This window comes from Cloacibacterium sp. DMC96, from assembly GCF_056313765.1.
In genome coordinates this window covers 590,269-613,462 of the sequence record NZ_JBQUZQ010000001.1, presented here as the reverse complement: position 1 = coordinate 613,462, position 23,194 = coordinate 590,269, and the positions used below count along the sequence as shown (strand labels likewise).

The following is a 23,194-nucleotide window of genomic DNA, read 5'->3' as shown; positions in this document are numbered from 1 at the left end:
TAAATTCCCGAAAACCTCACAAAGAAATGCGTGAGGTTTTTACCCTAAATTAAATTCGCGTGGAAAATAGAATTCTTCACCTCAAAAATAAAGCTGAAAAAGAACTTCAAAATATTTTAGAATATTGGGCTAAAAATATGCTCGATGAGAGAAATGGTGGTTTTATAGGAGAAATTAACCATCTGGATTCTAAAAATATTTTAGCAGATAAAGGCTCTGTATTAAATGCCAGAATTCTTTGGACTTTTTCAGCAGCTTATGATTTAACCAAAAATCCAGAATATCTCAATCTCGCCAAAAGAGCTTTCTTTTACATCAAAAATTATTTTTATGACAAAGAATTTGGCGGAATTTTTTGGACACTCTATCATAATGGCGCTCCAAAAGACACCAAAAACCAAATTTACGCTCTTGCTTTTACCATTTATGGATTGTCTGAATTTTATAAAATTTATAAAAATGAAGAAGCTCTAGAAATGGCTCAAAATCTCTTCTATCAAATAGAATTACACAGTAGAGACACCAAAAAAAGAGGCTATTTAGAAGCTTTTACCAGAAATTGGGAAGAAATAGAAGATTTAAGATTAAGCGAAAAAGACGCTAACGAAAAGAAAACCATGAATACGCATTTACACATTGTAGAAGCGTATGCTAATCTTTATTTGGTTTGGCCTAATCAAAAATTGAAAGAAGCCATCAAGGAAATTCTAGAAATTGTAGACCTTCATTTTATTGACAAAACCAAGAATCATCTGAAGCTCTTTTTTGATGAAAATTGGATAGAAAAAGAAGATGTAATTTCTTACGGACATGATATAGAAGCTGCTTGGTTGCTACAATGGTGTGCAGAAGCCATTGAAGATCAAAATTTGATAGAAATCTATAAAAAACATGCTGTCCATTTTGCCGAAAGCACCAAAGAAGGCATTGCCGAAGATGGTGGACTTTGGTATGAATTTGATCCTAAAGAAAAAAAACTCATCGCCGAGAAACATTGGTGGCCTCAAGCTGAGTTATGGATAGGAATGATAAATGCGTGGCAACTTACCCAAAATGAAGAATTTCTAACCATCACAGAAAAGAATTTCGAGTTTGTAGAAAAATACATCATAGACCACAGAAAAGGAGAATGGATTTGGGGAATCAGAGAAGATTACACCCCCATTCTTAAAGACAAAGCAGGACTTTGGAAATGCCCTTATCACAATTCCAGAGCTTGTATAGAACTCATAAAACGTCTTTAAAAACAGAAATTATAATGAAAAAGTTCAGCCTTATTTTAGCTTTTTTAAGCTTTTCAACGTTTTTTGGTCAAAAAAACCTCATCAAAAATGGTAGTTTCGAATCAGATGCCATGTCTTGGCGTGGAGAAAATGTTTTAACCATCAATCCTTATGTAAAAAAAATAGGAAGTAAAAGTGGCAATATTTATGAATACACCTCTCCTTCTTGGAAAGGAATAGACCAAGAATTTATAATTCCTAAAAATACTCCAGCTATAGAAATTTCTGCTTGGGTAAAAGCTGATGCGGTAGAAAAAGGGAAAAATAACTGGAATAAGGCTGTTATAGTTCTAGAAATGGCGGGCAAAAATCAAAATATCGTAGAATTAGAAGGCACTACCAACTGGCAACTTGTGAAAAAAATAATTCCTACGGAAAATTCGCGCTCTGGAAGATTAATGATTGCCCTTTCAGAATGTACTGGTTCGTTTCTTTTTGACGATATAAAAATCATCCCGATTTCTAAAGAAGACTACGAAAAAATAGTAGACGAAGATATCAAGAAGAAAGAAGCAATTTCATTACAAAACACTCCAAATCCTGCTCAAAATACTCTAACGAAAACCTTTAACAACGGAAATTTTGAAAATGGAAAAACTTCTTGGCGAGGTAACTTTTCTATAAGTAATGACCTAAAAAAAGAAGGAAACTCTGCTGCAAAAATTATTTCTGAAACCAAAAATTGGGAAGGAATAGACCAAGAATTTAGTGTTCCCAGCAATGCAAAAACCATCACCATTTCTGGTTGGCTAAAATCAGAAAACATTATACAAGGCGAAAATCCTTGGAATAACGGATTGCTAAATGTAGAATTTACCAGCGATGGTAAAAATAAAACTGCTCAAGATGAAAGCATCGCTTTCGTAATAGGAACTACAGATTGGCAACTTTATTCTAAAACTTTTACTCTTCCTCAAAATACTCAAAGAACAAGAATTATGATTGCTATAGGTTTTGCGACAGGAATTCTTTATGCGGATGACATTCAAGTAAAATTTAATCCTTAAAAGATGAAAACCAAAGTTTTAATCATTCTGAATTTACTTTTTTTCATTTTTTCTTGTAGCCGAGAAGAGCCAACAAAACCTACACCTACTCCACCAGTTGAAACAGATGTGGTAACTCCACAAAATGTAAAAACTTACATGGTAGACAAAAATGCTACCACAGAAACTGCAGCATTATTCTATAATCTTAGAAATTTAGGAAAAACCAAAACGGTAATTGGTCAGCAAGATGCTTTCAACTCATTTTACCAAACTTCTGGATTTTCGGACATGAAGAAAACCACTGGAAATGACCCAGGAATTTTAGGCTCAGATTTCATGTTTATTACCGACAAGGACAATCCTTCTAACAATTGGTTTGTACAGCAAGAAAATAAAATTATTGTAGATACTAAAGAAGCTTACGCTAAAGGAATCATCAATACTTTTTCTTGGCATCTTAGAGAACCCTATCACGAAAATAGCTTCTATACCAGTAACATGACCGCTGCAGAAAAAGCAGACGCATTTAAAAGCATTCTTCCTGGCGGAAAATTCCATAATTGGTATAAAACAAAACTAGACAAGGTTGCACAAATTGTTTCTCAATTAAAAGACAGCAATGGAACATTAATTCCTATTATTTTCAGACCTTTTCATGAGTTTGATGGCAATTGGTTTTGGTGGGGAGCATCTTATTGTACACCAGAAGAATACATCAGTGCCTATAGATTTACCGTAGAATATCTGCGAGATTCTAAAAATGTACACAATATTCTCTACGCTTTTTCGCCTGATAATTCTTACGGAAGCGCCAATAGTTATTTTTCTAGATATCCAGGAGACCAATATGTAGACATTCTCGGCATGGATAATTATGGAGATTTCGACAATAAAGGAACTTCTGGAGCGAATGCAGCCAACACCAAATTAAAATATTTATCAGACGCTGCTATTGCTAAACATAAAATTGCAGCACTTACAGAAACTGGTTATAGAGTAACATCTACTACACCTGCCATTCCAAATTGGTTTTCTACGTACCTTTTTGACGCCATCAACAATAATAATGTCCAAATTGCGTATGTTATGTTTTGGACGAATACCAGTAGTGGTTATTATGTCCCCACTCCCGGAACAAGCAACGTTGCGGATTTTCAAAGCTTTGCGCTCAAAAATAAAATCGTAATGCAACATCAATTAAAAAATTTATATAAATTTCCATAAAAATTTACCATGATTCACCGTAGAACAATCATCAAGAGTTTATTGGTCTTTACTTTGCCTTTATTCAGCAATTGTAACGCCCAAGAATTCATTAAAATAGAAAACACTCAATTCATTAAAAATAAAAAACCATACCATTACATTGGTGCTAATTATTGGTATGGAGCCATGCTCGGAAGAGAAAACGGTGACCGAGAAAGACTCATCAAAGAACTAGATGAACTTAAATCTCTGGGAATAACCAATCTTAGGATTTTAGCAAGCGCTGAAGGTGGAGACCAAGATTATACGGTAACACCAGCAGTTCAACCTCAACAAGGTATTTATGATGAAAATCTATGGATTGGCTTAGATTTTTTGCTCGATGAAATGAAGAAAAGAAACATGGACGCAGTACTCTATCTTACCAATAATTGGGAATGGAGTGGCGGAATGGCAAAATATCTAGAATGGAATGGTTATGGAACAGTTCCTAATCCTAATTTAGGACCTTATTCTTGGCCTCAATTTATGGAATACACTGCACAATTTCATCAGTGTGAACCTTGTAAAGAAGCCTTCTTAAAACACATTAATGTAGTGCTTAACCGAAAAAACAGCATCAGCGAAATAAAATATACAGAAGACCCTACCATCATGGCTTGGCAAGTTGCCAATGAACCTAGAATTTGGAATGTACCTAATGAACCAGCATTTACAAAATGGCTCAATGATGTAACTTCTGAAATTAAAAAATTAGACCAAAACCATCTCGTCACCACTGGTTCCGAAGGAAAAGCAGGTTCTAATAACGATATTGAAGCTTTTGAAAGAACGCACAATAATCCCAATATTGATTATTTAACCATGCATATTTGGCCAAAAAACTGGACTTGGTATGATGTGAAAGATGAAAAAAATTCTACTCAAATCGCTATCAAAAACACCAACACCTACATAGAAGAACATATTCAAGTGGCTCAAAAACTCAATAAACCTTTGGTTTTAGAAGAGTTTGGATATCCTAGAGAGAAAGAAAGTCTAGATAAGAAAGCTTCTGTAGCCAATAGAAATCTGTACTATCAATTTATTTTTGAAAAAATGAAATATTCTATTGACCATCAATTGCCATTTACTGCGCTTAATTTTTGGGGATATGGAGGAATAGGAAAAAACAATCCAACCAATGGAAAATGGAATATAGGAGATGATTTTACCGCAGATCCACCACAAGAACCTCAAGGATTAAATTCTGTATTTTCTACGGATAAAGAAACCTTACAACTCATCAAGAAATACAATAAAATATTCAAAACCAAATAACTTTATTCATACAATATATTTTTAAAATGAAACGCGCAAAACCTTTCGGTTTTGCGCGTTTCCTATGAAAACACAAATGAAAAAAACTATAATAACTCTATACTGAGTTCTTGTACATCGGCAGAATTTCCGCCAATCATTATTTTGAAAGTTCCGGGTTCTACTACAAATTTTCCGTCTTGGTTGTAGAATCCTAATTCTTTTTCTCCTAAGCTAAAGGTTAGCGTTTTGCTTTCGTTCGGTTGTAAATCTACCATTTCAAAACCTTTCAATTCTTTTACAGGTCTTACTACACTTGCAAAATCATCTTTTACGTACAATTGAACCACTTCTTTTCCTGCATAGATTCCAGTATTTTTCACCGTTACCGTCACTTCTACTTTTTCTCCTTTTGCAAAAGTTTTTTTGTTCACTTTCGGTGCGCTGTATTCAAATTTAGAATAACTCAATCCATAACCGAAAGGATAAAGTGGCGTTTTATCTACATCTGAATAATGGCTCCAGAAAACATTTCCATCTTTATTGGTAAATCTACCCGTGCTGTAATGGTTGTAATAAATAGGAATTTGCCCCACATTTCTAGGGAAACTCATCGTCAGTTTTCCGCTAGGATTATAATCTCCGAAAAGCACTTGAGCAACTGCATTTCCTGTTTCTGTACCCAATTGCCAAGCTTCTACAATTGCAGGAATATTTTCTGCTGCCCAAGAAATAGCCAATGGTCTTCCGTTATTGAGCACCAAAACAATATTAGGATTGATTTTATAAATTTCTTCTAAAAATTCTTGTTGTAATCCCGGCAAATCTATTTGCGTTCTGCTTCTGGCTTCACCAGATGAAAAACCATGTTCTCCTAAAACCATCACAATTACATCTGCATCTTTAGCCGCCTGTTTTGCAGTTTCTAATCCTTCTCTATTGGTGGTATTGTATTGAACTTCGGTAAGAAAAGTAGGTTCTTCTTGAGTTAAGGCAATTCCTTTTTCGTATTTTAAACTATTGCCTTTATATTTTTGCATGCCTTCTAAAACCGAAACCGCTGTATTATTGTCTGAAGCAATTCTCCAACTTCCTAACGGTGAGTTTTTACTCGCTGCTAAATCTCCCAATAACAATATTTTTTGACCTTCTTTTTCCAGAGGAAGCAATTGTTTTTCGTTTTTCAACAAAACAATAGATTTTTTAGCCATATCTAAAACAGCGTCACGATTGGCTTTACTTCCTATTACTTCTTTTTCTCTTTTTTCATCTAAAAAACGATAAGGATCATCAAAAAGTCCTAGTTCAAATTTCACACGAAGAATTCTTCTTACCGCATCATCTACCAGCGATTCTTTTACTTGACCATTTTGCACCAAAGACACAAGATGAGGCACAAAAATTCCGCCTTCCATATCCATGTCAGTTCCTGCATCTACAGCACTTTTTGCAGCAGATTTTTCGTCTGGAGAATAGCCCCAATAAATCATTTCTCTTATAGAAGCCCAGTCAGAAACTACAAATCCATTAAATCTCCATTTATTTTTAAGCGTTTCTCTTAGAAGCATTTGATTCGCTGTTGCAGGAATACCATCAATAGTGTTAAAAGATGTCATGATACTTCTGATTCCTGTATCTACCGCCGCTTTGAACGGAGGCAAAACTTGATTGTATAAAATATTTCGATTCACTTCTGAAGCACTATATTCTAAACCGGCATCTACAAATCCATAAGCGGCAAAATGTTTCGCAGTAGCCGCAATTCTTAAAGGCGAACGAAAAGTATTGTCTCCTTGAAAACCTTTTACTCTTGCTACAGCAACTTGAGCGCCTAAATAAGGATCTTCTCCTGCTCCTTCCATTACTCTACCCCATCTTGCATCTCTGGAAATATCCATCATCGGTCCGAAAGTCCAGTTGATACCAGATGCTGCTGCTTCAGATGCTGCAACTTCTGCAGATTTTTCGATGGCTTTCATATCCCAACTTGAAGATTCAGCAAGTGGAATCGGACTTAGGGTTTTGTATCCATGAATCACATCAAATCCTATAATCAATGGAATTCCTAATCGAGTTTCTTCTACTGCAATTTTTTGAACGGCTTTTACTTCTTTTACGCCTCTCACAGAAAGCATAGAACCTACCAATCCTTTCTTAATATTTTTATATTTTTCTTCGGCGGTTCCACCAGTTGGAGCAGGACCTGTAACATCCCAAAATCCATTATATTGGTTCATCTGACCTACTTTTTCTTCTAAGGTCATCTGTTTCATAAGAATGTTTATGCGCTCTTCTATTGGTTTTTTCTTGTCTAGATAAGATTTATCTTGAGCATTTATATTAAAAATGGCTGCCATACAGAGTAATTTCAATAATTTATGTGTTATTTTCATACTTAATTTTTTATTTTACTTCAAAGGTAGTTAAAGGCAATTGAACTTGATTAAAAATATCAGGCATTGCAGTATTTTTCCATGCATACCTTACAGAAATCGGCTGTTTTACCTGTGCAGATTTTATTTCGATGGTATTATTTTTAATCACGGCTTTTGCAGGATAATATTTTCCGTCTATTCCTGCCAATTCAAATTGAGGTGAACTCGAATTTTTAAAATGTAAACCTTCCGCATTTTGTAAAAAAACTACTGCTTTTTGACCTTCAAAAACTACGCGTTCAGGATTGGGCGCATTGACCAATCCCAAATGTTTTCCGTATTCATTTTTCAAAACCAAATTGGCTAATCTTTCGCCGACAGGTTTTTTATTTTTGGGGTGAATATCATCAGGAGTAGAAACATCTGCCGTCATAATCAATCCACTTTTTGGGGTTTTCTGCGCTACTTTTCTTTGGATATTTCTAATTCTTGCACCACTGTCTTCCCAATAAGAATAAGGCGCAATCTGAATGATGTAAAAAGGAAACTCTTCTTGTCTTGCTGTTCTCCATGACGCAATCATTTCGGTGAGCAATTTTTCGTAAGTTGTAAAATTCCCTGTATTGGTTTCTCCTTGATACCAAGCTGCTCCTGCAATTTTATACGAATTGATAGGTGCAATCATGGCATTATAGGCTGCTGCCGTTTTGATAGGATAATATTCTGATGGCGGAAATTTCTGAAAACTCTCCTTTAATTCTGGATTTTCTATAAATACTTGTTCTGGTGTCCATAATTCGGCGGCAGTTCCTCCCCACGCTGAAATAATAATGGCAACGGGAACTCCATCGAGCATTTTGTGCAATCTCTGCGCAAAAAAATAACCTACAGCACTGTGTTGTTTCATGGTTTCTGGAGTACAAACACTCCAATTGCCCACTATTTCTTGCTGTGGAAAATCTGCAGAAGATTTATTCACTTTAAAAAACCTAATGTTCGGTTCTTGGGCTTTTGCGGCTTCTTCCTCTCCGTTTTGTATTCCCCAAGCTGCGCTCATTTCCATGTTTGATTGACCAGACATGAGCCAAACTTCGCCGAGGAGAACATCTTTTAAGATAACCTCATTATAGCCTTTAAGTTTTATGGTATAAGGTCCACCTTCTTTAGGTGTAGGAAAAGCGATAGAAAATTTGGCTTCGCTATTGGCTTTTACTTTATATTCTCGGTCTAAAAAATCAGCGGTTAAGGTAATTTCTTCGTTGGGTTCTGCATGCCCCCAAATGTTCACCGTTGCGTTTCTCTGCAAAACCATGTGGTCTGCAAAAATAGCAGGCAAATGAACATTGGCAGAAGCATACATTCCCAAAGTGAAAAATAAAAATGAAACTATTTTATTCATAAAGAAGTCTTTTGAAGGTGTTTTCTAATTGTGAAGCCATCTGTTTATGGTCTTCTATACTCGGATGGTAACCACAACCTCTCGGTGTAACTGCCGTAAACTGAAATATTTCAATGGGACGATGGTTTTCATCTTTTGCGAAAAATTGTTGCACTTCTTTTAAACATTCCACCAAAAGAAGATTTTTTTCACCACTCACCATAGGACTGTTGAGCAACACAACTTTTGTATGAGGATATTTCTGATAAATTTTTTGAACCAGTTGGATATAATTTTTCACATACGCACTTCTGTTAAAAGGTTGTCTAGATTTTTTACCATCGCCATCAGATAAATCATTGGTTCCTAAACAAATACTCACCAAATCAGGTTGAAAATCATTTTTAAAAACTGCTTTTTCTGACTTTCTTAGGTACAAATAATCATACACTTCTGGTAAATTATCTTCTTCTCCCGGTTCTGCGTTCCAATTTCTGTACATACCATAACCAGAGACAGAACTCAACAAAAACTGAGCATTTAATTTTCTAGAAAGTAGAGGACCATAGGCAAAATAAGCATTGTGCTGGTCAAACCACTGTCCTTCTCCACAAGGCAAATCAGATTCGTCATTTCCAAAACCACAAGTGATGGAATCTCCTATCCATTCTATTTTTTTCTGAGCAGGAAGCTGAACAGGAATGGTGTTAAGGTCTGCAATATTGAGCACCACTTCTCCCATCGCTGCTTCTGTAGCTTTGTAAATTTCTATCCAATGTGATTTTTTGGTGGAATCTTTGGCTTGAAAAGTATAAGGAAGTTCTTGAGCGTTTTTGATGGCATATCTTCCTAGATACATTCCGTCAATAGCTACGGAAACATAGTTGTAATAGCCTTGAAACGGACTATTCTTCATCTTGATTTGCACTTGGTCTCCAGAAAACTGAAAAGCAAACACTGCTCCCGGACTGATTAATTTAATTTCTGAATTGCTTATTTTATCGATTCTCCCCGAAGTGAAATAAGGTACTTTTTCTGTAAGTTTTTGTTGAGATTGACAACTCGCCAAAACATTAAAAAACAAAAGGAAAGCACAATATTTAAACCATTTCATAGTCTACGATTTTAATGAAGTAAAGCTACGAAAACATCTGCTTTTGCTTTAATACAATTCTATCAAAATATAATCAAAAATTATTGTAGTAATGATAGAATATTATCAACTGTGGAAGATTTTAGACTACATAAAAAAGCACAGCGTAGATTGCTGTGCTTGTATATTTTAAAGACACGGAGTGGAATTTTTGGAGAGCGGGGTTTATTTTATTCTAACAATTGTTGCATCAATATCCGCCATCAAATACACTCTGTTAAACTTAGAATCCATTTTATAATTTTCATTTTCATTTAATTCATATGACGCCGACGAAAGAGAACCTATTAAGAGTACTAACCAATATTCCGAAATCTCTTTTTCGTCTTTTTGGTAAATTGAAAGCTTTTCTTCTTTATTTCTAATGGCTTCTTCTAAACGCTCTTTTGGTAAATATTCTGCTTCCCAATTCTTCTCTTTGTAAGAAAAACTTATCTTAGAATGAATTGTTGTTCTAACATCCTCAATATATTTTGGCTTTTCAACTTTAATTTGATTTTTAACACAGTTAACATAATTAGCAATTTCGGTTGCAATTGCTTTTTTCTCATTCTGTTTATATTCAAGATTATCATTATTTACTGATATAATTCCATAAACTTTATCTTCTGGAAACATTTTTTTATATATGGTTTCTGAATAATCTATTATAGATTTTGTACGATTGTAATTATCGGCATTTTTAGTAAATATTCTCGTATGTTCTAAACCTACAAGCTTTGATTTATATTCTATTATAAAGTCAGGTCTTGGTGGTTCAGGTTTATCAATAATATTAATCTCGCTATCAATTTTATAGACAAATTTTCCAATTTGACATACTTCCAAGCGCTCTTTTTGAGACAAATTATATTTATCTATGATTGGATTAATAATTTTTCCCAAACCTTCTTTTTCGATTTGGGAATCATTTATTAATTTTCTTATTGCATCAAGATTTAGCATAATTTTTGGTAAGTTTTCTACTAACTCTCAAATAAAAAAAGCTTAATTGAAAAAGAGACTAATAATATCCTACTCTGTTTAAAGTATTGCAAGTATTTGTATTTTTATTTGAGGTTTTCAAGTTTAGTTTTCAACAAATTTAATCATTTTTTTAATGCAATATATTCATAATTAATAGCAAAATCATTACTCTTTTCGGTAACCCAGTTTCCAACTATTTTAGTTATTTTTGCTAAAATCTTTCTACAGAAAATGCCTGAACATATCCTACAAAGAATAGAAGAATTAAGAGAAGAACTGCATCAGCATAATTACAATTATTATGTGTTAGATGAGCCTACGATTTCTGATTTTGAATTTGATGCCAAACTCAAGGAGCTGCAAGAACTAGAAGCAGCGCACCCAGAGTTTTATGACCCGCATTCTCCTACTTTGAGAGTAGGTGGAGAAATCACCAAAAACTTCCCTACAATTCAGCATCAGTTCAGAATGTATTCTTTGGATAACTCTTATGATTTCAATGATTTACAGGATTGGCACACTAGAATTTCTAAAATTTTAGAAACCGAAGACATAGAATTTGTCGCCGAACTGAAATATGACGGTGCTTCTATTTCCATTTTGTTTGAAAACGGCAAGCTTTCTCAAGCCGTAACCAGAGGTGATGGTTTCCAAGGCGACGAAATCACTGCCAATGTGAAGACCATCAAAGATATTCCGCTTCAGTTGCAGGGAAATTTTCCAGAAAGATTTTACATGCGTGGCGAAATTTATCTTACGCACAACAACTTCAACAAAATCAATGAAGAACGATTAGCAGAAGGTTATGATGCTTTTATGAACCCTAGAAACACCGCTTCTGGAAGTTTAAAACTGCAAGATTCTGGTGAAGTGAGAAAGAGAAATCTTTCGGCGGTACTCTACCAATTTGTAAGCGAAAATAATCCTGCGGAAACACATTTCGAACTGCTACAACAGGCAAAAACCTGGGGTTTCAAAATTTCTGAAAACGCCAAACTCTGTAAAAACATACAAGAAGTACAAGATTTCATCAATTTCTGGGACGAGAAACGCAAGAAACTCAATTTCGACATTGACGGAATTGTGATCAAAGTAAATTCCCTGAGACAACAGCAATTATTGGGTTACACCGCAAAATCTCCACGTTTTGCAATGGCTTATAAATTTAAAGCTGAAAAAGTAGAAACAGAATTACTCAGCATCGATTATCAAGTGGGAAGAACTGGCGCAGTAACACCTGTTGCGAATTTGGCCCCCGTTCTATTGGCTGGAACCATTGTAAAACGCGCTTCTCTGCACAACGAAGATATTATCAAAAAACTGGATTTGCATGTAGGAGATTTCGTATATGTAGAAAAAGGCGGAGAAATTATTCCGAAAATTGTAGGCGTAAATGTAGGAAAACGAAATGTTTTTGCTATAGAAGTTCAGTATGCAACACATTGTCCAGAATGTGGCAGTGAGCTGATTCGTTTAGAAGATCAGGCTGCTCATTTTTGCCCTAATGAAACGCATTGTCCACCACAAGTTGTGGGAAAAATGATTCATTACGTTTCCAGAAAAGCTTTGAATATAGAAAATTTAGGCAGCGAAACCATAGAACAACTCTACCGAGAAGGTTTACTGACCAACATTGCAGATTTTTACACTTTGCGCAAAGAGCAATTGCTTCCGCTGGAAAGAATGGCGGAAAAATCTGCCCAAAATATCATTGACGGCGTAGAAAAATCTAAACAAATTCCTTACGAAAAAGTATTGTACGGAATTGGCATCAAACACGTTGGAGAAACGGTTGCCAAAAAACTAGCGAAGAATTTCCCAAGCATTGATGATTTAAAAAATGCCACAGAAGAAGAACTTTGCCAAGTAGAAGACATTGGTTCTAAAATTGCGGAAAGCATCGTTTCTTATCTTCAAAATCCCGAAAATTGGGAGATGATAGAACGATTGAGAAGTTATGGCGTACAACTGGAAAAAGGCGAAAATACCACAGAAGTTTTGAGTACTGTCTTAGAAGGTAAAACATTTCTTTTCACAGGAAAACTTTCACTTTTCACGCGTGAACAAGCCGAAGAAATGGTAGAAAAGCATGGCGGAAAAAACATTTCGGCAGTATCTAAAAACCTCAACTATCTGGTTGTTGGAGAAAAAGCGGGAAGCAAACTCAAAAAAGCACAAGACATCGGTACGATTACGATTTTAGATGAACAACAGTTTTTGGATTTGATTGAAAGTTAAAGCTTATATTTTCTATCACAAAGTTCACGAAGAACAGTTGATGTGTTTGTGTTTTTGAGAGCACTAAGCAACTTCAAAGATGTTGTTCAATATTCTTCAATCGCAAAGATTTTTTATTTTACTTAATCTTTCAAGCAAGCAAAGTCGGCGAAATTTATTCGCCATGAAGCGTATGCTTTTTGAATTCGCTAGCGAATTTACTCTTTGCTTCCTTTGATTTTATTTTTAACTGTGAAAAATTTTGCGTTTTTAAAATTCAACAATTAATTGTCTTTTGAAAATAAATAAAAAAGCTCAAGACAATTCTTGAGCTTTTGCTTTTAAATGGAAACTTTAACGGCTAATTCATAAAAATGAGAATTAGCAAGTTTCTTTAATCTTTCTTTTAAACAAGGAGAATTATGATAATCTCCATTAAAAATAATCACGTTTTGAGCATTGAGTGTATTCTGATTTTCGCACTCATAATTTTGTTCATGTTCGGCAGGAGTGTATTTTTCAAAAAACTCATCATTAGAATAAAAAACCGTGTAATCCTCTGAAAGTTCTACATTGAACGGCATTTTCTTTTCTACTAATTTGGCTTTATCTGAAAATTCTGGCTCTATTTTTCCATCATGATATACAATCTCTGTGAGTTCGCCATTGGTTTTTTGGGCAAACTCTTCTGCTTGTTTGTAGTTTCCAAAACCAGTGTAGATTTTGAAATTTCCTACCATAAATTCTAATATTTTTTTCCCGTAGTGCATTTAATTTTTAATTTTTTAAATCGTTATACTCAATATTTTTAATTTTTGCTTCTATTTTTTCGGCTTTTAGGTTTTGTCTCAAGAAACCAAATAAGCTCATGTAAATATTGGCTATCCAAACCAATGAAAATCCTGCAATGAGATATCCTCGCCAATCTTCAAAGAACAAGGTGAAATTTGTGATCAACAAGAAAAATATCGTCACATAATGACTAAAACAATACTCACAGGTAAAGAGATAAAAAAACTTTTTCTCCGAGAGTGAAGTTGCGTTTTCTACTCTTTTTTGACAATATTCTCGCGGTTCTTTGAAAATTTCTTCATGCGTGACTGTCCAAGCGATACAAGCAATAGGTATCGCCAGAATAAACAGTTGCAGTATGTGATTAAAACTAAGCATGATTTTACAGTACAAAATTAGATTAAACAAGCGCTTAGTATTTTATAATATTTTCTTGATTTTATACAGAATTAACATTTTATAACTTTCTCCGGGCAAAGTTTTAAATTTTCATAAATTTGTATTAAAATTTAGAAAAAATGGATTTGCATCTTGATAGAACGTTTAAGTATTATTGGTTAATGTTTAAGAGACACGATTTATCAGCAGGTCTCACGGTTTTTCTAGTTGCACTTCCCTTGTGTTTAGGTGTTGCATTAGCTTCTGGAGCGCCACTTTATTCGGGTATTTTATCAGGAATTATCGGTGGAATTGTAGTAGGAGTTCTGAGTGGTTCAGATTTAGCTGTTTCTGGTCCTGCTGCAGGTCTCACCACGGTTGTCGCCGTTTCTATCATCAGTCTAGGAGATTTTCAAACCTTTTTATTGGCGGTAATTATTGCTGGACTTTTTCAAATTTTATTAGGCGTTTTAAAACTGGGCGTTTTTGCCAGTTATTTCCCAAGTTCTGTGATTAAAGGAATGATGGCTGCTATAGGAATCATCTTGATTTCTAAACAAATTCCATTGGCTTTAGGTTATAATCAACCCGATTTTTGGACGAGTGGTTTTGTACAAATCTTCACTTCTAAAAATTTCTTAGGAAACTTAGTTGAATTTAATTCTCATATTACCAGAGGTGCGGTTTTTATTTCTGTAATTTCTTTAGTGATTTTAATTCTGATGAAAAAACCACAGTTTCAAAAATTCAATAAGATTCCTGCTCCACTTTTGGTGGTTATTTTTGGAATATTTATCAATTTTTTAATGAATTATTTCGGTTCTTCTTATGCTTTGAAACCTAATCAATTAGTGAATATTCCAGAAAATATGTTTGCAGAAATTAAATTCCCTGAATTTTCTAAAATTCTGAGCAATCAAGAAATTTGGAAAGACGGGATTCTCATAGGAATTTTGGCCACGCTAGAGACTTTGCTTTGTATTGAAGCGATGGATAAACTCGACCGCCACAACAGAATAACCCCTGTAAATCGTGAATTGATTGCACAAGGAATTGGTAATTTCCTTTGTGGACTTGTAGGCGCAATTCCTCTTACTGCAGTAGTTGTAAGAGGTTCTGCAAATATAGAAGCTGGCGCAAAAACTAAAGTTTCAGCCTTCATGCATGGAATATTTTTATTACTCTCTGTATTGCTGATTCCGTTTTTCATTAACATGATTCCATACGCTTCTTTATCTGCTATTTTGATTATTACAGGTTTTGGACTTACGAGAGTGGAGATTTATAAACACCTCTTTAAACTCGGTTTAAAACAGTTTATACCATTTATCGCCACCATTATTATTATTCTTGTAACAGACTTACTCATTGGAGTTTCTATCGGTTTATTGATTTCTATTTATTACATCATCAAAGAAAATTTCAAAGAAAACTACGACATAGAAAAAACGCATTTTCAAGGGATTAACCAATATAAATTGAAACTTCACAGCAATGTAACCTTCATCAATAAAGTAAAGATTAAAAATGCTTTGGATAAAGTTCCTGCTTATTCCCAATTAACTATTGACGGCTCCGAAATTCATTTCATAGACCATGATGTTTTAGAAATTATTTCAGATTTCAAAAATAAAGCACATGACAGACACATTCAGCTTCAAATGATTAATATAGAAACCGTAGAAACTGCAGCGATTTCTCACTAAAAAAAGCCTCCAAAAACTGAAGGCTTACTGTCTGTCTAAAAATCAAATACTGAAAATATGAAGTAAATTTGTCTGTTTAAATGTTATTTGTTTTTACGGCAAGTTCGTAAACATTTCCTCGCATTAAAAACTTTATTCTTTCTCTAGTCGTTACGGTATTTACACCGCTTTCATCTGTGATAATAATTCTATCTCCTGGTGCAATATTTTGGTCAGACAAAATATCTTCTGGCAACATATCATTTTCTGCTTTTTTCATGTCAAAAAGAATTTGGTCTGCCATTTCTTGAAATCCTTCTGCATCAGAATAAAGCACTCTATAATTGGGATGATCAGGTAATTCTACCTTAAAAGGTTTTTTACTTTCTACCAACTTCGCCAAATCATTGGGTGTAGGATTATCAGAACCATCTGTAAAACCTACTTCTACCAATTCACCTTGGTGTTCATTAGCATAATTTACCGCATCTTCATAAGTTGCAAAATTGGTGGTTACTGTATATTGGTCAAATTCATAATGCTGTAATCTATCTTCGGTGTGATGTGTAGTCATTTTGTAAAAATTTTGTGATTTGGTTAAGGCAAAGATAGATGGACACGTTTCCAAATGTTTTATACAATTATGTTAAATGCTTTCAAAATTGTGAGATGATGATATTTTTTGATTAATTTTAGGCACTCATTTTAAAAATATGAATTAATGCTTAAGAAAACGTTTATTATAGCGACATTATTTCAGGCTGCTGCTTTTTTTGGTCAGCAATACGGAGGAATGTGGATTCCTACTGAAATTAATGAAAAAGAGATGAAATCTCTGGGAATGAAAATCAAAGCCCAAGACATTTGGAACACTGAAAAACCGAGTATTAAAGACGCTGTAGTTCAGTTTGACGGAGGTTGTACCGCAGAAATTATTTCACCGAAAGGTTTATTATTGACCAATCATCACTGCGGTTATGATAACATCCAAAGCCATTCTACCGTAGAAAATGATTTATTGACCAATGGATTTTGGGCAAAAAACATGGGCGAAGAATTGCCAAATCCTGGCGTTACCGTAGATTTCGTTACAGATATTAAAGAAATTACTCAAGATATTTTAGGCAATACTTCATCATTAAGCGGAGCAGAATTGACTAAAAAAATCAATGAAAATATAGACGCTTACAAGAAATCTCAAAAAATAGAATCTTATCAAAGTATTATTGTAAGACCTATGTTTGCAGGTAATAAATATTACGCATTTGTAGTAGAAACCTATAAAGACATCAGATTAGTAGGAGCTCCACCACAAAGCATTGGTAAATTCGGTTCTGATACGGATAACTGGGTTTGGCCAAGACATACTGGTGATTTTTCTATGTTTAGAATTTATGCTGACAAAAACAACAAACCAGCGGAATATTCTAAGGACAACATTCCTTTTACGCCAAAACATTTCTTACCGATTTCTGTAAAAGACATTAAAGAAAATGATTTCACTTTCGTTTTCGGATTTCCGGGTAGAACCAATGAATATTTGCCAAGTGTAGCGATTGAAAAAATCATCACAGATACCAATCCTGCGAGAATTGAAGTAAGAGACATCGCTCTGAAAACTCTTGACGAAAAAATGCGTGCAGATGATGCTACCAGAATTAAATATGCTTCTAAATACGCTTCAGTTGCCAATTATTGGAAAAAATGGATTGGCGAAACAAAAGGTCTTAAAAAATCAAACGCTGTTGCCAAAAAACAAGCTTATGAAAGTTCTTTAGTGGCTAAAAATTCAGAAATTAAAACGTCTCTAGATGAATTTAAAAAACTGTATGACCAACAAGCACCTTATGCTTTGAACAATGCTTATTACAGCGAAATTCTAAGAAATGCTGAAACATTAACGTTGGCAAATCAGTTTTATGCTTTTGTACAAAATTATGAAGCGGGGAAAGTAGATAACAAAGCAGTTCAAGGATTCAAAAACAGACTTTCTGGATTCTACAAAGATTATGACGGAGAATTAGATGCTAAAGTAACCGCTAAACTTTTGGCTTTATATGCAAATAAAACCGCACCAGACTTTTTACCAGAAGGTTTTGCTCAATTCAAAGATGTGAACCAAAATCTTCAAGTTCTTGAAAACTGGAGCAGAAATTCTGTGATTTCAGGTAGAAATTCGGTAAACGGAGCTACCGTTTATTCTAATATTGACCAAGTTTTCTCAAATCTTCCAGAATTGGTAAAAACTCTGAAAGCTGACCCTATTTATCAGACTTTAACCAAAATGAGAGAAACTTATGTAACTAAAGCAGATGCTCAATATGTAGGTTTACAAAGCAAAATAGACGCTTTGCAAAAGAAATATTTAGCGCAAATGATGGCTACAGATACCGAAAGAAAATTTTTCCCAGATGCGAATTCTACACTCAGAGTAACTTACGGAAAAGTGAAAGGTTCTAATCCTGCAGATGCGATTTCTTACCACTATGAAACCACTTTAGATGGTGTAATGGAAAAATATGTTCCGGGAGATTATGAATTTGATGTTCCACAAAAATTAATTCAGTTGTACAACACCAAAGATTATGGCGATTATAAAAATGCTGCAGGAAAAATTCCATTAGCATTTACCGCAACCAATCACACCACTGGTGGAAACTCAGGAAGTCCAGCTCTTGACAAAAAAGGAAACCTTATCGGTTTAAATTTTGACAGACAATGGGAAGGTACGATGAGTGACATTAATTTTGACCCTAGATTCAGCAGAAATATTATGGTTCAGACCAAGTATATTTTATTTATCATCGATAAATTTGCTGGAGCAAGATGGTTATTAGACGAAATGAAAATTGTGAAATAATTTTCGATAAATATTTTAGTAAGAACGCGCCAAAAGGTGCGTTCTTTTTGTATAATCTAAACATAAAAAAAGCCTCAGAATTTCTTCTGAGGCCAAACACAAATGATGAAATTTACTCTTACCTCTGTAGAGTTATACAAAGGTAAGTCTATTAAATTTTGTAATTGTTACACTATAACTACCTGATTTTATAATATTTTCAGTTTTAATATCCAAAAATTTCTTCTAAACTCAGTTCTTGAAAATCTCCTAAGTTTTCAATCGCAGAATGGTCTAAATTTTCTTTTTTGCCCATTATCGCAACGTTATAAGAGATGGGTTTTATTTCTTGATTGTAAAATTGAGTTAAATCTTCTAACTGTAGATTTTCTATTTCGTGGTAAATTTTTTCTCTAATATCATAATCTATTCCTATTTTTTTAAGATTTAAAAAATTAAAGAAAATATTGGTTCTGGTAATTCGGGTAGAAGCAATTTGTTTCAGCGCAGAATTTTTAGCATTATTAAATTGCGTAGGAATTTGAGGCAAATCTTGCATTAAATCCGCCATCGCCTCTACTGCTAAATGCAATTTATTGGCTTGTGTACCAATGTAACTTACCACGTAATTATGTCTATCCAAATAAGTAGCAGTAGAGTAATTTACATACGCAGAATACGCTAAACTCTTACTTTCTCTGAGTTCTTGAAAAACTATAGACGACAAACCTCTGCCAAAATATTCATTAAAAACATTGATTTTCCCATAGTTTTCGGTGTTCAGTTGAGAAGCCCTACCAATTTTACTCATTTCCATTTGTACCATATCATAATGGGTAAAGAAAACTTTTCCTTGCGTTTCCAATTCTTGATAAATTTTCGGCTTTGGAATGGTGAGTGTTGCTTTTTCTAACAACGGCTGAATTTTTTCCTTGAACCCATCAAAATCTTTACCGTAGAAGAAAATTTCATAAGGCAATTGAGTCAAGCTTTTCACTTTTTCTGTGAGATTTTCAATTTTAATCGCTCTCAATTTTTCTTCAGGAATTACATCTCTGAATCTAGAATTTTCACCAAATTTAGCATAATGACTTAATGCCGTCATGATTCTTGATTTGTCTTTTTTAGCAACATTTCTGCTTTCTAAAATCAATTCTATCGTACTTTCATAGACTTCATCATCTGGTTTTACTTCGGTAATCCAATGTTTTAAAAGTTCAAAACCTTTGATTAGATTTTCCTCAAAACCAGTAAGCGAAATAATCATTTGGTCGTCATACGTTTTGAAATCATTGCTGATTCCCAATTTGAAAAACTCTTGACTTAATTGATCCGCCGAAAAACGAGAAGTTCCCAAATATTGCAAAACTTGCACCGCTAAGAAAAGCTCTTTATCATGGTCTGTTCCGATTTTATAAATCAAATGCAACTGCGCAATGTGATTGTACTTATTTTTGACAAAACTGATTTTTTTATCTCCAATTTGAGTTTCCTCAATCATATTTTTGTAATCAATGAATTTCGGAGTAATTTCTGAAGATTTTTGGTGAAGAATTTCGGTCAAAAACTCAGATTGTGCTTCTCTATTGATTTTAACAGGAGTAATTCCCGGATTTTCTACTCGAATAAGATTTTCGTTTTCGCCACGCAGTTTTTTGACGATCACATAATTTTTTTGGAAGAATTTTTGTGCAAAATCTACCACTTCTTGCTTGGTAATTTTCTCAAATTTCTCAATTTCCGAAAGTTCTTCTTCCCAAGTTCTGTCATTGATATAAATTCCGTAAAGCGCTGTTGCTAAACCATCTGCAGTTTCCAGATTTCTGATTTTCTGCAATTTCATATCATTGATAATCGCAGGAATTAACCAATCTGGGAAATCACCATTTTTCACTTTTTCTATCTCTGCCAAAAGCAGTTGTTCTGCCTCTTCTAAAGATTGATTTTCCTTCGGAACAATCATGAGCGAGAACAATCCGTATTGCTTAAAACCGAGTTCATAAGCATAACTTCTGAGTGCTTTATGTTTTTGGTTGATATTTAAATCTAGCAAACCTGCTTCGCCAGAATTGGAGAGAATTTGAGCCACCATTTCTGCCAAATGCTCTTCTTTTGTTCCATAAGAATCTGTTCTCCAAGCGATGTTTAATCTAGGCGCAGAAGGACTTTTTACAATTCTTTCTACAATTTCAGTTTGAGGTTCTTCTATAATTTTTTCTTTCTTCGGAAGTTCTTTGTACTCAAATTTTCCAAAATATTGATCCACCAAAAGAATGGTTTCTTCAAAATCTAAATCTCCAACCAAAACCATCGCCATATTATTAGGCACATAAAAATCATTGAAATATTGATGAATAGCCTTCATAGAAGGATTTTTCAAATGCTCAGATTTCCCCAAAGTGGTTTGTTGACCATTAGGATGTTTCGGAAAAAGGGCTTCCATGAGTGCATAATTTACCAACCTCACATCGTTATCTTGTGCACGATTAAATTCTTCGTAAACCGATTCTAACTCAGTATGAAAAAGCCTTAAAACCAAACCAGAAAAGCGCTCTTTTTCTATTTTGAGCCATTTTTCCAATTCATTATTTGGAATGTTATTTTTATAGACGGTTTCGTCTAACCAAGTGTGAGCATTGGTTCCTGTAGCGCCAAGAGAAGAAATGACTTTATCATATTCATTGGCAATCGCATATTGACTGGCTTCTTGAGAAATTTCGTCTATTTTTCTATAAATTTCTTTCTTTTTTTCTGGATTTTGCTCGGATTTGTGCAGTTCGTACAAATCAAAAATTTGGTCTAATAATACTTTTTCTTTCTCCCAATCCAACGTTCCTAATTTGCTCGTTCCTTTGAACATCATATGCTCTAAATAATGCGCCAATCCTGTATTGTCTGATGGATCATTATTGCTTCCTGTTCTTACTGGAATATAGGTTTGGATTCTAGGAGCATCGTCATTTTGAGCCAAATAAACCGTTAATCCATTGTTTAATTTGTAAATTCTTACACCCGTTTCATCTCCTTCTACTTGTTGATAAGTGTACCCGTTTTTATCTGTAAAATTTTTAGTTTTTAATACTAATTTCGTCTGCATTAATTTCTTATTTCTTAATTATTTATTCGGATATTTCTGAATGAGAGCTTGTAAAATTGCCCACGTTTCTATATCTATTTTTCCATCGTAATTTTGTGGTCTAAAATGATATTGGAAAGCCTCAATAGTTTTCTTTGTAGCATCATCCCAAACTCCTGTTTCTGTAATTCCATAGCCAAATTGTTTTAGGGCAATCTGTACTTTCATCACAAAAGCCATCTCATTGATTTTTGAATTAAATTCTTCTGGAATGATTTGAGATTGGAAACTTTGAACTGTAGCATCATCATACCACATTCCTATTCCGTATTCGTCATATAATTTTTTCCAAGGAAATAATGGACCGGGGTCTTGTTTGCGAGTTGGCGCAATATCAGAATGCGCTAAAACATTCGTAGGTGGAATCTGATAACGAGCAATAATATCTTGTACCAAAGCTGCTACTTTTTTCACTTGATGCTCTGGAAACGGAACGAAAACTCTTTTTCCGTCAACTACTTTAAAACCTTCATTCACGATTTCTATACCAATAGAAGTATCATTAAGCGTTGCATCTTTTCTCCATGAACTGATTCCTGCGTGATAAGACCTTTTATTTTCGTCTACCAATTGATAAATTTCTATATCGGTAGAATCATTCACCAAATAGTGAGAACTTACGGCTTGAGTTGTTAAAACCCTCACAGATTTATCATGATCCAAAGCTGTGTAATGTAAAATCACATATTTCTGTCTGAAATTTTGTGCAATGGCAGGAAAATGATTTCTGGTTACTTTATAACCTTCTGGTTTTGCTCCTACCAAAGATCCATAACTGATGGTATTATCATTTTTAGTTGGGTCGGCTATATTTACTGTAAAATAGTCGCCATGTACATCATGTTTTATCTCCGGTTTGGGAGGTTTTGGTATCGTAGATGTCGTGGGCTGAGGTAAATTATTAGGTTTTGCAATTTCTTTTTGCGATCCGCAAGAAATAATTAAAGATGCTAAACCTATGAAATATAATGAATTACGCATTTTATTGATTTTTTAAAAGATTATTTATTCAAAAATACGAAAATTTTTAGCAATTTTTTTTTGGTTATTAAGGAAAACTGTCCTATATTTGCACTCGCAATTACGGAAGAGAAGTTCTTAAAAGAATTTGCAAGGAGGGTTGCCGGAGTGGTTAACGGAGCAGTTTGCTAAACTGTCGACTCGCAAGGGTCGCAAGGGTTCGAATCCCTTACCCTCCGCAACCAAGAAATTCGGGGTGTAGCGTAGTCCGGTCATCGCGCCTGGTTTGGGACCAGGAGGTCGCAGGTTCGAATCCTGCCACCCCGACAAAAAAAATCGAAAATTTTAAGAAAATTAAGGTTCGTAGCTCAGCTAAATTGAGCATTCCGATTTTAATCGGAACGGTCTCGAGAGAAACCTTTTTAAAAACTTCGGGTGCGTAGCTCAGCTGGATAGAGCATCTGCCTTCTAAGCAGACGGTCTCAGGTTCGAATCCTGACGCGCTCACGAAAGAGAAATCAAAAATGATTTCTCTTTT

Annotated in this window: 16 protein-coding genes and 3 tRNA genes; 10 read left to right on the top strand and 9 right to left on the bottom strand. The window is 34.3% G+C overall.

The features are described from left to right. Positions 1–59: 59 nt before the first annotated feature. Genes ACT53I_RS02700 through ACT53I_RS02685 form a run of 4 tightly spaced genes read left to right on the top strand, consistent with a single transcriptional unit; the run spans position 60 to position 4,798 of the window. Positions 60–1,244: an AGE family epimerase/isomerase gene (locus ACT53I_RS02700; protein ID WP_476078318.1), complete on the top strand. Its 1,185-nt coding sequence runs from the start codon at positions 60–62 to the stop codon at positions 1,242–1,244. A gap of 14 nt (positions 1,245–1,258) precedes the next feature. Then, the gene (locus ACT53I_RS02695) at positions 1,259–2,290 is read left to right on the top strand and encodes a carbohydrate binding domain-containing protein (protein ID WP_476078317.1); all 1,032 of its coding nucleotides are present in this window, start codon (positions 1,259–1,261) and stop codon (positions 2,288–2,290) included. A 3-nt stretch (positions 2,291–2,293) separates the two neighbouring features. Next, the gene (locus ACT53I_RS02690; RefSeq protein ID WP_476078316.1) at positions 2,294–3,496 is read left to right on the top strand and encodes a glycoside hydrolase family 26 protein; all 1,203 of its coding nucleotides are present in this window, start codon (positions 2,294–2,296) and stop codon (positions 3,494–3,496) included. Between the two features lie 9 nt (positions 3,497–3,505). After that, positions 3,506–4,798, top strand: a complete 1,293-nt coding sequence (locus tag ACT53I_RS02685; protein WP_476078315.1) for a glycoside hydrolase 5 family protein — start codon at positions 3,506–3,508, stop codon at positions 4,796–4,798. An 86-nt stretch (positions 4,799–4,884) separates the two neighbouring features. Here ACT53I_RS02685 and bglX read toward each other — a convergent pair whose 3' ends face one another. From bglX to ACT53I_RS02665, 4 genes are all read right to left on the bottom strand, one after another. Next, positions 4,885–7,170, bottom strand: coding sequence for a beta-glucosidase BglX (gene bglX, locus ACT53I_RS02680; protein ID WP_476078314.1), 2,286 nt, complete (start codon positions 7,168–7,170; stop codon positions 4,885–4,887). 10 nt (positions 7,171–7,180) lie between these two features. Continuing rightward, positions 7,181–8,551, bottom strand: a complete 1,371-nt coding sequence (locus ACT53I_RS02675; protein ID WP_476078313.1) for a sialate O-acetylesterase — start codon at positions 8,549–8,551, stop codon at positions 7,181–7,183. Continuing rightward, entirely contained in the window at positions 8,544–9,644 is a 1,101-nt protein-coding gene (locus ACT53I_RS02670) for an SGNH/GDSL hydrolase family protein (protein WP_476078312.1), read from the bottom strand. The genes ACT53I_RS02675 and ACT53I_RS02670 overlap by 8 nt, the downstream gene beginning before the upstream one ends. Before the next feature lie 204 nt (positions 9,645–9,848). Continuing rightward, positions 9,849–10,628, bottom strand: a complete 780-nt coding sequence (locus tag ACT53I_RS02665) for a hypothetical protein (RefSeq protein ID WP_476078311.1) — start codon at positions 10,626–10,628, stop codon at positions 9,849–9,851. A gap of 252 nt (positions 10,629–10,880) precedes the next feature. Here ACT53I_RS02665 and ligA point away from each other — a divergent pair, with 252 nt between their 5' ends. After that, positions 10,881–12,887 carry an NAD-dependent DNA ligase LigA gene (gene ligA, locus ACT53I_RS02660; RefSeq protein WP_476078310.1) on the top strand — a complete coding sequence of 669 codons (2,007 nt, stop codon included), beginning with the start codon at positions 10,881–10,883 and terminating at the stop codon, positions 12,885–12,887. 320 nt (positions 12,888–13,207) lie between these two features. Here the strand turns inward: ligA and ACT53I_RS02655 are convergent, their stop codons facing one another. Next, on the bottom strand, positions 13,208–13,636 hold the full coding sequence (locus ACT53I_RS02655; protein ID WP_476078309.1) for a hypothetical protein: 429 nt from the start codon (positions 13,634–13,636) through the stop codon (positions 13,208–13,210). 7 nt (positions 13,637–13,643) lie between these two features. Next, positions 13,644–13,823, bottom strand: a complete 180-nt coding sequence (locus ACT53I_RS02650) for a hypothetical protein (RefSeq protein ID WP_476078308.1) — start codon at positions 13,821–13,823, stop codon at positions 13,644–13,646. Positions 13,824–14,176: 353 nt separating this feature from the next. Between ACT53I_RS02650 and ACT53I_RS02645 the strand changes: the two genes are divergently transcribed. Next, a complete protein-coding gene (locus ACT53I_RS02645) occupies positions 14,177–15,742 on the top strand; it encodes a SulP family inorganic anion transporter (protein WP_476078307.1) in 1,566 nt (521 codons plus the stop codon). 76 nt (positions 15,743–15,818) lie between these two features. Here the strand turns inward: ACT53I_RS02645 and ACT53I_RS02640 are convergent, their stop codons facing one another. Beyond that, complete coding sequence (locus ACT53I_RS02640; protein WP_476078306.1) at positions 15,819–16,295, bottom strand: hypothetical protein; 477 nt, start codon at positions 16,293–16,295, stop codon at positions 15,819–15,821. Positions 16,296–16,442: 147 nt separating this feature from the next. Here ACT53I_RS02640 and ACT53I_RS02635 point away from each other — a divergent pair, with 147 nt between their 5' ends. Further along, a complete protein-coding gene (locus tag ACT53I_RS02635; protein ID WP_476078305.1) occupies positions 16,443–18,581 on the top strand; it encodes a S46 family peptidase in 2,139 nt (712 codons plus the stop codon). 205 nt (positions 18,582–18,786) lie between these two features. Here ACT53I_RS02635 and ACT53I_RS02630 read toward each other — a convergent pair whose 3' ends face one another. Both ACT53I_RS02630 and ACT53I_RS02625 read right to left on the bottom strand, forming a co-directional pair. After that, positions 18,787–21,657 (bottom strand): M16 family metallopeptidase, encoded by a 2,871-nt coding sequence (locus ACT53I_RS02630; protein ID WP_476078304.1) that lies wholly within the window; start codon positions 21,655–21,657, stop codon positions 18,787–18,789. Between the two features lie 18 nt (positions 21,658–21,675). Further along, positions 21,676–22,677: an N-acetylmuramoyl-L-alanine amidase gene (locus ACT53I_RS02625; RefSeq protein WP_476078303.1), complete on the bottom strand. Its 1,002-nt coding sequence runs from the start codon at positions 22,675–22,677 to the stop codon at positions 21,676–21,678. A 133-nt stretch (positions 22,678–22,810) separates the two neighbouring features. Between ACT53I_RS02625 and ACT53I_RS02620 the strand changes: the two genes are divergently transcribed. From ACT53I_RS02620 to ACT53I_RS02610, 3 genes are all read left to right on the top strand, one after another. Beyond that, positions 22,811–22,895, top strand: a tRNA-Ser gene (locus tag ACT53I_RS02620). A gap of 13 nt (positions 22,896–22,908) precedes the next feature. Continuing rightward, positions 22,909–22,983, top strand: a tRNA-Pro gene (locus ACT53I_RS02615). Positions 22,984–23,089: 106 nt separating this feature from the next. Next, positions 23,090–23,163: transfer RNA gene (locus ACT53I_RS02610), tRNA-Arg, on the top strand. Positions 23,164–23,194: the final 31 nt, after the last annotated feature.

Coding starts and splice junctions, on each gene's coding strand:
- ACT53I_RS02685 (WP_476078315.1), top strand. CDS start 3,506: ATGATTCACCGTAGAACAATCATCAAGAGTTTATTGGTCTTTACTTTG.
- ACT53I_RS02645 (WP_476078307.1), top strand. CDS start 14,177: ATGGATTTGCATCTTGATAGAACGTTTAAGTATTATTGGTTAATGTTT.
- ACT53I_RS02675 (WP_476078313.1), bottom strand. CDS start 8,551: ATGAATAAAATAGTTTCATTTTTATTTTTCACTTTGGGAATGTATGCT.
- ligA (WP_476078310.1), top strand. CDS start 10,881: ATGCCTGAACATATCCTACAAAGAATAGAAGAATTAAGAGAAGAACTG.
- ACT53I_RS02665 (WP_476078311.1), bottom strand. CDS start 10,628: ATGCTAAATCTTGATGCAATAAGAAAATTAATAAATGATTCCCAAATC.
- ACT53I_RS02690 (WP_476078316.1), top strand. CDS start 2,294: ATGAAAACCAAAGTTTTAATCATTCTGAATTTACTTTTTTTCATTTTT.
- ACT53I_RS02630 (WP_476078304.1), bottom strand. CDS start 21,657: ATGCAGACGAAATTAGTATTAAAAACTAAAAATTTTACAGATAAAAAC.
- ACT53I_RS02635 (WP_476078305.1), top strand. CDS start 16,443: ATGCTTAAGAAAACGTTTATTATAGCGACATTATTTCAGGCTGCTGCT.
- ACT53I_RS02655 (WP_476078309.1), bottom strand. CDS start 13,636: ATGCACTACGGGAAAAAAATATTAGAATTTATGGTAGGAAATTTCAAA.
- ACT53I_RS02670 (WP_476078312.1), bottom strand. CDS start 9,644: ATGAAATGGTTTAAATATTGTGCTTTCCTTTTGTTTTTTAATGTTTTG.
- ACT53I_RS02640 (WP_476078306.1), bottom strand. CDS start 16,295: ATGACTACACATCACACCGAAGATAGATTACAGCATTATGAATTTGAC.
- ACT53I_RS02695 (WP_476078317.1), top strand. CDS start 1,259: ATGAAAAAGTTCAGCCTTATTTTAGCTTTTTTAAGCTTTTCAACGTTT.
- bglX (WP_476078314.1), bottom strand. CDS start 7,170: ATGAAAATAACACATAAATTATTGAAATTACTCTGTATGGCAGCCATT.
- ACT53I_RS02625 (WP_476078303.1), bottom strand. CDS start 22,677: ATGCGTAATTCATTATATTTCATAGGTTTAGCATCTTTAATTATTTCT.